The organism is Mariniflexile gromovii (assembly GCF_017814435.1).
In the GTDB taxonomy this organism is placed as follows: Bacteria; Bacteroidota; Bacteroidia; order Flavobacteriales; family Flavobacteriaceae; genus Mariniflexile; species Mariniflexile gromovii.
This window is the reverse complement of the sequence record NZ_JAGJCB010000001.1, coordinates 280,688-293,477: the sequence shown is the minus strand read 5'-3', so window position 1 is coordinate 293,477 and position 12,790 is coordinate 280,688. Positions and strand designations below refer to the sequence as shown.

The 12,790-nt window shown below is 33.6% G+C and carries 12 protein-coding genes; all 12 read left to right on the top strand.

Features of this window, described 5'->3' with window-relative positions; all coding sequences use genetic code 11:
* The first annotated feature begins 31 nt into the window (after positions 1–31).
* Positions 32–817 carry an acyl-ACP--UDP-N-acetylglucosamine O-acyltransferase gene (lpxA, locus tag J8H85_RS01280; protein ID WP_209651865.1) on the top strand — a complete coding sequence of 262 codons (786 nt, stop codon included), beginning with the start codon at positions 32–34 and terminating at the stop codon, positions 815–817.
* Between the two features lie 118 nt (positions 818–935).
* Positions 936–1,502, top strand: a complete 567-nt coding sequence (gene efp, locus J8H85_RS01275) for an elongation factor P (protein WP_209651863.1) — start codon at positions 936–938, stop codon at positions 1,500–1,502.
* Positions 1,503–1,578: 76 nt separating this feature from the next.
* Positions 1,579–2,517, top strand: coding sequence for a UDP-3-O-(3-hydroxymyristoyl)glucosamine N-acyltransferase (locus tag J8H85_RS01270; RefSeq protein WP_209651861.1), 939 nt, complete (start codon positions 1,579–1,581; stop codon positions 2,515–2,517).
* Between the two features lie 71 nt (positions 2,518–2,588).
* Positions 2,589–3,461 carry a succinate--CoA ligase subunit alpha gene (sucD, locus tag J8H85_RS01265; RefSeq protein WP_209651859.1) on the top strand — a complete coding sequence of 291 codons (873 nt, stop codon included), beginning with the start codon at positions 2,589–2,591 and terminating at the stop codon, positions 3,459–3,461.
* A 127-nt stretch (positions 3,462–3,588) separates the two neighbouring features.
* Complete coding sequence (locus J8H85_RS01260) at positions 3,589–4,167, top strand: DUF4082 domain-containing protein (protein WP_209651857.1); 579 nt, start codon at positions 3,589–3,591, stop codon at positions 4,165–4,167.
* Between the two features lie 109 nt (positions 4,168–4,276).
* Entirely contained in the window at positions 4,277–5,023 is a 747-nt protein-coding gene (gene fabG, locus J8H85_RS01255; protein ID WP_209651855.1) for a 3-oxoacyl-[acyl-carrier-protein] reductase, read from the top strand.
* Positions 5,024–5,089: 66 nt separating this feature from the next.
* The gene (locus J8H85_RS01250; RefSeq protein WP_209651853.1) at positions 5,090–7,123 is read left to right on the top strand and encodes a VWA domain-containing protein; all 2,034 of its coding nucleotides are present in this window, start codon (positions 5,090–5,092) and stop codon (positions 7,121–7,123) included.
* Positions 7,124–7,135: 12 nt separating this feature from the next.
* A complete protein-coding gene (locus J8H85_RS01245) occupies positions 7,136–7,951 on the top strand; it encodes a prohibitin family protein (RefSeq protein ID WP_209651851.1) in 816 nt (271 codons plus the stop codon).
* Positions 7,952–8,278: 327 nt separating this feature from the next.
* The gene (hisG, locus tag J8H85_RS01240; protein ID WP_209651849.1) at positions 8,279–9,136 is read left to right on the top strand and encodes an ATP phosphoribosyltransferase; all 858 of its coding nucleotides are present in this window, start codon (positions 8,279–8,281) and stop codon (positions 9,134–9,136) included.
* Between the two features lie 85 nt (positions 9,137–9,221).
* Positions 9,222–10,508: a histidinol dehydrogenase gene (gene hisD / locus J8H85_RS01235; RefSeq protein ID WP_209651847.1), complete on the top strand. Its 1,287-nt coding sequence runs from the start codon at positions 9,222–9,224 to the stop codon at positions 10,506–10,508.
* Between the two features lie 57 nt (positions 10,509–10,565).
* Positions 10,566–11,609: a histidinol-phosphate transaminase gene (gene hisC / locus J8H85_RS01230; protein WP_209651845.1), complete on the top strand. Its 1,044-nt coding sequence runs from the start codon at positions 10,566–10,568 to the stop codon at positions 11,607–11,609.
* Between the two features lie 16 nt (positions 11,610–11,625).
* Positions 11,626–12,762, top strand: a complete 1,137-nt coding sequence (hisB, locus tag J8H85_RS01225; RefSeq protein WP_209651843.1) for a bifunctional histidinol-phosphatase/imidazoleglycerol-phosphate dehydratase HisB — start codon at positions 11,626–11,628, stop codon at positions 12,760–12,762.
* Positions 12,763–12,790 lie beyond the last annotated feature (28 nt).

The following is a 12,790-nucleotide window of genomic DNA, read 5'->3' as shown; positions in this document are numbered from 1 at the left end:
TTACCACTTTATCAAAATTAAAATCATAAAAATGAACCAACCACTAGCTTACGTGCATCCAGGTGCTAAAATTGCAAAAAATGTTGTAATAGAACCATTCACAACTATTTATAATAATGTAACTATAGGTGAAGGTACTTGGATAGGAAGTAATGTTACCATTATGGAAGGTGCTCGTATTGGTAAAAATTGTAATATTTTCCCTGGTTCGGTTATTTCAGCTGTTCCACAAGACTTGAAATATAACGACGAAGAAACCACCGTTGAAATAGGAGATAATGTAACCATTAGAGAATGTGTTACCATAAACCGAGGTACTACCGATAGAATGAAAACCGTTATTGGCAACAATTGCTTAATTATGGCATATTGCCACGTTGCGCACGATTGTGTTGTTGGCAATAACTGTATTTTCTCAAACAATAGTACTTTGGCTGGGCATATAACCATTGGCGATTATGTGGTTTTAGCAGGTATGACAGCGGTACACCAATTTGTTTCTGTAGGGAGTCATGCTTTTGTTACCGGAGGGTCTTTAGTTCGTAAAGATGTTCCTCCTTTTGTGAAAGCAGCAAGAGAACCTTTATCCTATGTTGGAATAAATTCGGTGGGTTTAAGAAGACGTGGTTATACAACAGAGAAAATCAGGGAAATTCAAAATATATACAGAATTCTTTATCAGAAAAACTACAATAATACCCAAGCAGCAGAAATTATTGAAGCTGAAATGGAAGCAACTCCAGAGCGTGATGAAATTCTTCAGTTTATAAAAGATTCACAACGTGGTATCATGAAGGGGTATTTTAAATCAAATTAAAAAAACAAGTTGTTTGTTGTGGTGTTGTTTAGTCGTTTTCAACTTAACAATAATCAACTTTATTATATACACAATCAACAAACGACTTAGTAAAATACAAATAAACAATAAAAAATAAATGGCAACTACAAGTGATATTAGAAACGGATTATGTATTAGGTATAATAACGACATCTATAAAATCATAGAATTTTTACACGTAAAACCAGGTAAAGGACCTGCGTTTGTTAGAACGAAAATGAAGAGTGTAACTAACGGGAAAGTGTTGGATAACACCTTTTCTGCAGGTCATAAATTGGAAGATGTACGTGTTGAAACCCATAAATTCCAATTTTTATACAATGATGGTGAATATTATCACTTCATGAACACCGAAGATTACACCCAAATTCAACTTAGGGAATCGGCTTTAGATAATCCCGGTTTAATGAAAGAAGGTGAGGTAGTTACGGTAATTATTAACGCTGAAGACAATATGCCACTTTCTGTTGAAATGCCTGCAAGTGTTATTTTAGAAGTTACTGCAACCGAGCCAGGAGTAAAAGGTAATACAGCAACAAATGCTACAAAACCAGCAACGGTTGAAACAGGAGCTATAGTAAACGTGCCACTGTTTATAAACGAAGGTGATAAAATTAAGGTAGAAACCGAAAAAGGGACTTACAAAGAACGTGTAAAAGAGTAATATGTTTATTTGTTGATGTGTTTATTTGTTTTTAAAACAACTTGACAACTTAACGAATTAACAGCTAAACAAATAAATGAAGTTTCCAAACCCACATACTTTAAAACAAATTGCAGGATTAATTGATTGTGAATTTGTTGGTACCACCGATTTCCCTGTGCTAGGAATGAACGAGATACATGTTGTAGAACCGGGGGATATTGTTTTTGTAGACCACCCCAAGTATTATGACAAGGCATTAAATTCAGCTGCTACTATTATTTTAATAAATAAGGAAGTTGATTGCCCTGAAGGAAAAGCGTTATTGATTAGTGATGATCCTTTTAGGGATTTCAATAAGTTAACCGACTATTTCAAACCTTTTAATGTTGCTACTAGCAGTATTTCCGATTCTGCTGTAATTGGCGCTAATTCAGTAATCCAACCCAATTGTTTTATAGGGCACAATGTGGTAATTGGCGAAAACTGCATCATTCATGCAAACGTAAGTATTTATGATGATGCCGTTATTGGCAACAACGTAACCATTCATTCTGGAACTGTTTTAGGAGCAAATGCATTTTATTACAAGAAACGACCTGAAGGTTTTGATAGGTTAAAGTCTTGTGGTCGTGTAGTTATTGAAGACCATGTAGATATAGGTGCAAATTGTACCATAGACAGAGGTGTTACGGGAGACACCACCATAAAAGAAGGTTCTAAATTAGACAATCAAATTCAAATTGGGCATGATACCATTATTGGTAGAAAATGCTTAATTGCATCGCAAGTTGGTATTGCAGGTTGTGTTGTGGTTGAAGATGAAGTCACTTTTTGGGGACAAGTAGGTTGCACAAGCGGCGTAACAATTGGTGCAAAAGCGGTGTTGCATGCACAGTCGGGTATTAGTAAATCTTTAGAAGGTGGAAAAACCTATTGGGGAACACCGGCACAAGAAGCTAGAGCTGAAATGAAAGAAATGGCAAATATCAAGCAAATCCCCGAAATATTACAGTTTATAAAATCTAAAAAATAAATCTTAAATGCTGCTAAAAGTATGAGCAAAAAAAGTATTTTTGTGCAGCTTTATTTAAAAAATAATATAAAATGAGTGTTTTAGTAAACAAAGATTCAAAAATAATAGTTCAAGGTTTTACAGGTAGCGAAGGAACGTTTCATGCAAGCCAAATGATTGAATACGGAACGAACGTTGTAGGTGGTGTTACCCCAGGAAAAGGTGGTCAAACACATTTAGATAAGCCTGTATTCGATACGGTAAAGGATGCTGTAGAACAAGTTGGAGCAGACACAACCATTATATTTGTACCACCTGCATTTGCTGCCGATGCTATTATGGAAGCTGCTGATGCTGGTATTAAAGTGATTATCACTATTACTGAAGGTATTCCTGTTGCCGATATGATTACGGCTTCAAATTATATAAAAAATAAAGATTGTCGTTTAATAGGTCCTAACTGTCCAGGTGTTATCACCCCAGGTGAAGCTAAAGTTGGTATCATGCCAGGTTTCGTTTTCAAAAAAGGAAAAGTAGGTATCGTTTCTAAATCAGGAACTTTAACTTATGAAGCGGCAGACCAAGTTGTAAAACAAGGTTTAGGTATCACAACAGCTATTGGTATTGGTGGCGATCCAATTATTGGAACTACAACCAGAGAAGCTGTTGAATTATTGATTAACGACCCAGAAACGGAAGCCGTTGTTATGATTGGTGAAATTGGAGGGCAATTGGAAGCTGATGCTGCACACTGGTATAAAGCAAGTGGTAGCAAAAAACCAATTATAGGATTTATTGCTGGAGAAACTGCTCCTGCTGGACGTACCATGGGACACGCTGGTGCTATTGTTGGCGGAAGTGATGATACCGCACAAGCAAAAAAGAAGATTATGAGAGCATGTGGCATTCACGTTGTGGATTCTCCTGCTGAAATAGGTAAAAAAGTAGCTGAAGTATTAGGATAATAATACATAAATGCCACAAAATATAAACCGTTAGCTAATTATTAGTTAACGGTTTTTTTTATATAATAAGGGTAACAAAATTTTGACTTAATGGATATAATAGTATAAATCATTAAAACAAGAAATCATGAAAGCTCAAAAACTTATTAAAGCCTTATTGCTTTTGGCTATTGTTCTTAGCAGTTGTTCTAAAAAAGATGATGATATTATTACTGAAATCCCTTCGCAATATCCAATGAAATCGTTAATAGAGAGTGGTTATATAGGATTACAAAACACAATGGTGGATTGGGAATTTATAAAGGAAGTTGGTTATAGGTTCAAAACTTTTAAAAGTGGCAGTATTACTTCGCTAGGGATTAGAATACCTAACAACGGTGAATACCGAGTTACTCTATTTAATGCAGATACCGAAGAGGTTTTAGTTACAAAATATATAACATCTACATCAGGATTGTTATCTTATGAAGAAATAGACCCTATCAACATTCAGTCTGGTGTGGCATACTTTGTATCAGTCAATACTAATAATTTTTATACGTTTAATGATTCGGGAAATACGATTTTCCCTGTAGAAATCGGAGATGTTTTAATTACAAATTCTGGATCGAGTACTGGGAATAACATAAACCAACTCATGCCGTCATTAGGCTCAAATACCTACTTTATTGGTATGGTGGATGTTAAATTTAAAGCATCTAATTAAAGTATTAAATTTCTTCCAAAAAACATCACAAGAATTTGTGATGTTTTTTTTATTTCATACAATTTGTAATTACTATATTTGAAAGTCAATTAATTTATACAATAAAATAATGAAATTATTAGAAGGAAAAACAGCCATCATTACAGGTGCCAGTAGAGGTATAGGTAGAGGTATCGCCCAAATTTTTGCTGCACAAGGCGCTAATGTTGCGTTTACATATAGTAGTTCTGTTGAGGCTGCTAACGAACTTGAAAAAGAATTAATTGCCCAAGGCGTAAAAGCTAAAGGATATAAAAGTAATGCAGCTAGCTTTGATGAAGCCCAAAAATTAGCAGATGATGTGGTTGCAGAATTTGGTAGCATCGATGTATTGGTAAACAATGCTGGTATTACTAAAGATAATTTATTAATGCGTATTACTGAAGAAGATTTTGATACTGTTATAGAAGTGAACTTGAAATCGGTTTTCAACATGACGAAAGCAGTTCAAAAAACCATGCTAAAACAACGCAAAGGCTCTATTATCAATATGAGTTCGGTAGTAGGTGTAAAAGGAAATGCAGGACAAACCAATTACGCTGCTTCTAAAGCTGGAATTATAGGTTTTTCAAAATCGGTGGCCTTAGAATTAGGTTCTAGAAATATCCGTAGCAACGTAGTTGCTCCAGGTTTTATTGAAACCGAAATGACCGCTAAATTAGATGAAGAAGTAGTAAAAGGATGGAGAGCAGGAATCCCGTTAAAACGCGGCGGCACTCCAGAAGATGTAGCGAATGTATGTGTGTTTTTAGCAAGCGATATGAGTGCCTATGTTACAGGACAAACGCTAAATGTTGATGGAGGAATGTTAACCTAGTTAAGATTTACGAATTACGATTTTAGAATTTATAAAATCGTCAATCAAAAAAATCGTCAATCGTAAATGCAAACAGAAACTTTAGTATATATAATTTTAGCAGGAATTACAGCTTTATTCATAGCAGGATTTCAGTATAAATTCAACAAAAAAAGCATGTCAAAACTGAACATGCTTTTTTTGTTTTTAAGGTTTTTAACTGTTTTTTCTGTTTTATTATTGCTCATCAATCCTAAGCTGGAACAAATCACGCTTTCCACCATAAAGCCTAATTTGGTGCTTGCGGTTGATAATTCTAGTTCTATAAAATACCTAAATCAAGATGCCAACTCTAAATCTTTAGTTGAAAAATTAAAAAACAATAAAGACTTAAATACGAAATTCAATATTGAAACCTATACTTTTGGCGATAGGTTAAAAGCTTCTGATAGTACAACATTCGCCGAAAATCAAACCAATATAGAAGATGCTTTCAGTCAGTTAAGTCAAATTTATAAGCAATCTATTTCACCAACTATTTTGATTTCCGATGGCAATCAAACTTACGGTAATAATTATGAGTTTGATTATACGAGCTACAAACAACCAATATATCCTGTAATTTTAGGAGATACCATAAAACATACCGATTTAAAAATTCAGCAGCTAAACGTAAACAAGTATGCCTATTTAAAAAACCAGTTTCCGGTTGAAACTATATTGGTTTACAATGGCAGCACAAGTGTAAACTCTAGGTTTGTGGTTATAAATGGTAATACGGTTGTGTATTCTGAAACTATAAACTTTACAAAGCAGAATAATTCCAAAGTTTTAAACTTTAATTTGCCTGCAAATACGGTTGGGGTACACGCTTATAAGGCTTTGTTGGAACCCTTGGGTAATGAAAAAAACACCATCAACAACTTTAAAAATTTTGCTATTGAAGTTATTGACCAAAAAACCAAAATAGCATTAGTAAGCGATGTTATTCACCCAGATTTAGGTGCTATAAAAAAGAGTATTGAAAGTAACGAACAACGCTCCGTATTCATTTTAAATTCAAATGAAATTTTAAATCAAATAAAAGATTTTCAATTAGTTATTTTGTATCAACCAAATAATAAATTTAATAAACTGTATGAAGTTTTAAATTCAGAAAATAAGAATAAATTTACTATTATTGGAACAAAAACCGATTTGAATTTTCTAAATAAAATCAACAAAACATTTACCCACGAAATAACAGGTCAAACAGAAAATTATCAAGCTGAATTAAACAAAAATTATGCGCCGTTTATTGTTGATGATATTGATTTTGAATCGTTCCCACCGTTAAATTCCAATTACGGAACCACATCATTTACCGTTCCTGTTGAAACTATTTTGGATAAAACGATTCATGGCATTTCAAAAAAAGAGCCCTTATTGGCAACTTTTGAAACTGTTGGTAGGCGAGAAGCGGTTTTGTTTGGTGAAAATATTTGGCAATGGCGCGCACAAAGTTATTTAAACAATAAATCGTTTCATGCTTTTGATAATTTTATAGGTAAGCTTATTCAATACACAGCTTCAAACAAACAAAAAAGTAGACTGAATTTAGAATACGTATCATTTTACAATGGCAATACCAATGTTATTATTAAAGCTGAATTTTTTGATAAAAATTATGTTTTTGATACTCGTGAAACCCTTAATATCACAGTAAAAAATAAGGATTCAAACGAAACGAAAAAGTTTCCTTTAATTTTAAATAACACAAATTATCAAGTAGATTTAAGTAGCTTGCCAGCTTCCGATTACGAATTTACAGTTAGTGCTTCAAAAGAAAACATATCAAAATCTGGCAATTTTAAAATTTTAGAATATAACGTAGAACAACAATTTTTAAATGCTGATGTTACAAAATTGGAACAATTAGCTAGCAATAGCCAAGGAAAAAGTTTTTTCATAAACAATACAGAGACTTTAGTGGAAAGTCTATTAAACGATAGTAGATTCGCAACCATACAAAAAAGACATAAAAATAGCTTACCTTTGATAGATTGGAAATATCTACTCATCATCATCGCTTTATGCTTGTCTTTAGAGTGGTTTTTAAGAAAATATAACGGATTAATATAAATAAAAATAGAAATGGAAAAATTACCAAAAGTGGCATTCCCAATAATTATTGGTGCAATCATACTAATTGTTTTACTTACAAAATCAGCAGTAACTATTGGCTCAGGTCAAGCAGGTGTATTGTTTAGAACCTTTGGAGAAGGAGTTGTTATTGATGAACCTGCTTTGGGAGAGGGTTTTCATATAGTAGCACCTTGGAACAAGGTTTTTATTTATGAAGTACGTCAGCAAGAAATGCTAGAAAAAATGAATGTTTTATCTTCAAACGGATTAGATATCAAATTAGAAGCATCTATTTGGTTTCAACCTAATTTTGTAGATTTAGGAAAGTTACATCAAGAAAAAAGTGAAATGTATGTAGAGCGTGTGTTGTTACCTGCTATACGTTCGGCTGCACGTAGTGTTGTGGGACGTTATACTCCCGAACAATTATATTCAAGTAAAAGAGATGCTATTCAGCAAGAAATTTTTGAAGAGACAAAAAAAATAGTTGAGCCTCAATACATCCAATTGAATGAAGTTTTGGTGCGCGATGTAACATTACCATCAACAATTAAAGATGCGATAGAGCGTAAGTTGAAACAAGAACAAGAATCATTAGAATATGAGTTCAGATTGGTTACAGCATCTAAAGAAGCTGAAAAAGTAATTATTGAAGCTGAAGGTAAAGCAGAATCAAACAGAATATTAAGTGCTTCATTAACTGACAAGATATTGCAAGATAAAGGTATTGATGCTACTATGAAATTAGCCGAATCTCCAAATAGCAAAGTAATTGTTATCGGTTCTGGCGATAGTGGTTTACCTATAATTTTAGGAAACCAATAAGAAAGCTGACTAAATAATTCAGAAATTTTAAAGATATTTTGAATTTTAGCTAATTATTTTTACTTAAAAATATATAATATCTAATACTTATAAGATTTGTTGTTTTTATTTGGAATAATCCACTATAATTTATGATATTTGCGAAAGTAAAAACAAAAAAATGAACTTTATTCAATCTCATCATCATCATTTTCAAATTTGCTCTCAAGCGAAGTGAAGATGTATTGAATAAAATCAACATATTTTTATAAACCCGTTTGAGACAATCAAGCGGGTTTTTAATTTTTAAGTCCAACTAGATTGTTTCAAACTCATAAAAACAAGACAATGAGTGTATTAAGAATTGCAGTACAAAAATCAGGTCGTTTACACGACGAATCCATGGAATTACTAAAAGATATTGGTATTTCTATCGATAATGGTATCGATCAATTAAAAGCCTCGGCACGGGATTTTCCTGTTGAAGTTTTCTATTTAAGAAATGGCGATATTCCCCAATATTTAAAAGATGGGGTTGTTGATGCTGCCATTATTGGCGAAAACGTATTGATTGAAAAAGGTAGCGGTATTAACATTGCTGAGAAACTAGGATTTTCTTCATGCCGTGTTTGTATCGCCGTGCCTAAAACAATGGATTATAAAAGCATTAAAGATTTAGATGGCAAACGCATTGCTACATCGTACCCAAACACCGTTCAAAATTATTTGGATGAAAAGGGCATAAAAGCAAACCTTCATATTATTAATGGTTCTGTTGAAATTGCACCAAATATTGGTTTGGCAGATGCTATTGTAGATATCGTTTCAAGCGGAAGTACCTTGTTTAAAAACAATTTAAAGGAGGTTGAAATGATTTTAAAATCTGAAGCAGTTTTAGCCGTTTCACCCATTTTAGATGCTGAAAAACAAGCCATTTTAGATAAAATTCAATTCAGAATTAAATCGGTTTTAAAAGGAAGAAATTCTAAATACGTATTGCTTAATGCACCAAACGATAAAGTAAAAGACATTATAAGTGTTTTACCAGGGATGAAGAGCCCAACTGTTTTACCATTAGCTGAAGAGGGTTGGAGTTCCATCCACTCGGTTATTAGTAAAAATCAGTTTTGGGATGTTATAGACGACTTAAAAGCGCGAGGTGCCCAAGGTATTTTGGTATGTCCTATCGAAAAAATGGTGCTTTAAAAAAGTTTATTTGTTTAATCGTTGATGTGTTTATTTATTAACGATTAAAGCAATGAAACGATTCAACGGTTCAACAATAAAGAAGATGCAAATAATTAATAGACCAAATAAAAAAGATTGGCCGGACATTCTAAAACGCCCTACACAAACAGTTGGTGATATTGAAGCGACGGTTATTCAAATTTTTGATGACATTCGTCAGAAAGGTGATGAAGCCATAAAAAAATACACTTTACAATTTGATGGTGTTGATTTGGAATCAAATATTGTTTCTATTGAAGAAATTCAAAAAACTATTAAAAAAGTTCCTGAAAAACTTCAAAATGCCATAAAACAGGCAAAACAAAATATAGAAGTATTTCACAAGGCACAAAAAACAAATAGGATAGCCGTTGAAACCACAACAGGAGTACAATGTTGGCAAGAAAAACGCCCGATACAAAAAGTAGGCTTGTACATTCCAGGAGGTACAGCACCTTTATTTTCAACCGTTTTAATGTTAGCTGTTCCGGCACAAATAGCGGGTTGTAAAGAAATTGTATTATGTTCGCCACCAAACAAACAGGGCAAATTAGCCCCTGAAATTCTTTTTGCGGCACAGTTATGTGGGGTAACAAAAATTATAAAAGTGGGTGGCATCCAAGCGATTGCTGCATTAACCTTTGGAACAGAAACCATTCCACAAGTTTATAAAATTTTCGGCCCTGGAAACCAATATGTAACCGTTGCAAAACAATTAGCTACCAAATACGGCGTAGCTATCGATATGCCTGCAGGCCCTAGTGAATTATTGGTAGTTGCTGATGAAACCGCGAATGCTTCATACATTGCATCCGATTTGTTAAGTCAAGCTGAACACGGTACAGATAGTCAGGTTATTTTGGTAGCAACATCAAAAGATTTGATTGTAAAAGTTTCAAAGGAAGTGGAAAGTCAACTAAACGTGCTTCCGCGTAAAGCAATTGCTGAAAAAGCTATAGCAAATTCTAAACTTATTTACGTTGAAAATGATGCAATAGCTTTGGAATTGATAAATGAATATGGCCCAGAGCATTTTATTATTTGTTCTAAAAATGAAGATTTTTATATTGATAATATAGCGAATGCTGGTTCTGTTTTTATAGGTGACTTTACGCCTGAAAGTGCAGGCGATTATGCTTCTGGAACTAATCATACCTTGCCAACAAATGGATTTAGTAAAGCCTATTCTGGAGTGAATTTAGATAGTTTTTCAAAAAGTATGACGTTTCAAAAAATATCAAAAGAAGGTATTTTGAATATTGGTGAAACCATTGAGTTGATGGCAGAAGCCGAAGGATTACAGGCTCATAAAAATGCGGTTTCCATTCGATTAAAGGATTTAAAAAATTAATATAATTTGAAAGACCTGCTAGGTTTTCAAAACCTGGCAGGTCTCAGACTAATTAACATGAACATACAAAATTTAATACGTCCAACTATAAAGGCCTTAAAACCTTATTCATCTGCTCGTGATGAATTTCAAGGAGTGACCGATAACATGGTGTTTTTAGATGCTAATGAAAATCCGTTTGAAAATGGCGTAAACCGGTATCCCGATCCACAACAAGGAAAATTGAAAGCCATGCTTTCGGAAATTAAAGGCATTTCAGCAAAAAATATCCTTTTAGGAAATGGCAGCGATGAAGTGTTGGACCTTATTTTCAGGGCCTTTTGTGAACCAAACCAAGATAACATTGTTATTTTACCACCAACATATGGTATGTATGAAGTGTTGGCAAATTTGAATGCTATCGGTATCAAAAAAGTAAATTTGGATGCAGATTTTCAACCAAAAGTTGAAGAAATTTTAAACACTGCAGACGCAAATAGTAAAGTGCTTTTTATTTGTTCGCCAAATAATCCATCAGGAAACAGTTTTACAACAGAAGCTATTAAAACCTTGGTGAGTAATTTTAAAGGCATCGTCGTTATTGATGAAGCGTATATCGATTTTTCAAACGCGGAAAGTTGGGTTTCCAAATTAGACCAATATCCTAATTTAATTGTATCCCAAACCTTATCAAAAGCCTACGCTATGGCAGGTATTAGATTAGGAATTTGTTATGCTTCCACAGAGATTATTACGGTTTTAAATACCATCAAACCGCCTTACAACATCAACGAATTAACACAGAATAAAGCTATTGAATTGTTGAATATCAAAGATTTGGCAACCAATCAAATAGCCGATATTTTAAAGGAACGCAGTGCTTTAATTTCAGAATTGAAATCTATCAGTTATATTTCAAAAATATACCCAACCGATGCTAATTTTGTATTGGTAAAAGTGGATGATGCCAACAAACGCTATAATCAACTTATTGAAAAAGGTATTGTTATTCGTAATAGAACGACCCAACCAGGATGTGAAAATACCTTGCGTTTAACGGTTGGAACACCAAAAGAAAATAAAATTTTAATTAATATCCTGCAAGGTTTAAAAACCTTGTAGGTATTATTGTATTGTTATGAAAAAAGTATTATTTATAGACCGCGATGGCACCTTGGTTTTAGAGCCACCTGTTGATTACCAATTGGATAGTTTGGAAAAACTGGAATTCTACCCCAAAGTGTTCCAATATATGGCTAAAATAGCTGCTGAATTAGATTACGAATTGGTTATGGTTACCAATCAAGATGGTTTAGGAACCTCTTCATTTCCTGAAGATACTTTTTGGCCAGCGCAGAACAAAATCATCAATGCCTTTGAGAAAGAAGGAGTCGTGTTTGCTGATATTCATATAGATAAAACATTTCCGCATGAAAATGCACCTACACGAAAACCACGCACAGGTTTGTTGACTAAATACTTTTCAGAAGATTATGATTTAGCAAACTCCTTTGTGTTAGGTGATAGAATTACCGATATGGAGTTGGCAAAAAATTTAGGTGCGAAAGGTATTTATTTATCTGAAAACCCAGAATTAGGTGCTGATGAAATCGAAACTTCTAAACAAGATATTTTAAGTGCTATAGCTTTAACAACTACCGATTGGAAAGAAATATATGAATTTTTGAAGTTGAAAGATCGTGTAGCGGAAATTACACGCAATACCAACGAAACAAAAATCTATATAAAGTTGAATCTGGATGGTTCTGGGAAGAATGACATTAGTACAGGTTTATCGTTTTTCGACCATATGTTAGATCAAATTGGTCGCCACGGTGCCATGGATTTAACCATAAAAGTGGATGGCGATTTAGAAGTTGATGAACATCACACCATAGAAGACACCATGATTGCTTTTGGTGAACTGTTCAATAAAGCATTAGGCAACAAGTTGGGTATTGAACGCTACGGTTTTTGCTTGCCAATGGACGATTGTTTAGCACAAGTAGCTGTAGATTTTGGCGGAAGGAATTGGTTGGAATGGGATGCCGAGTTCAAACGCGAAAAAATAGGGGATATGCCAACAGAAATGTTCTATCACTTATTTAAATCATTTACCGATGGTGCTAAATGCAATTTAAATATCAAAGCAGAAGGCACCAATGAGCATCACAAAATAGAAGGTATTTTTAAAGCCTTTGCAAAAGCTATGAAAATGGCGGTAAAAAGAGATTCGAACAAAATGTTTTTACCAAGTACGAAAGGAGTATTGTAAAGTACAATATTAAATATTAGAAGTTAAA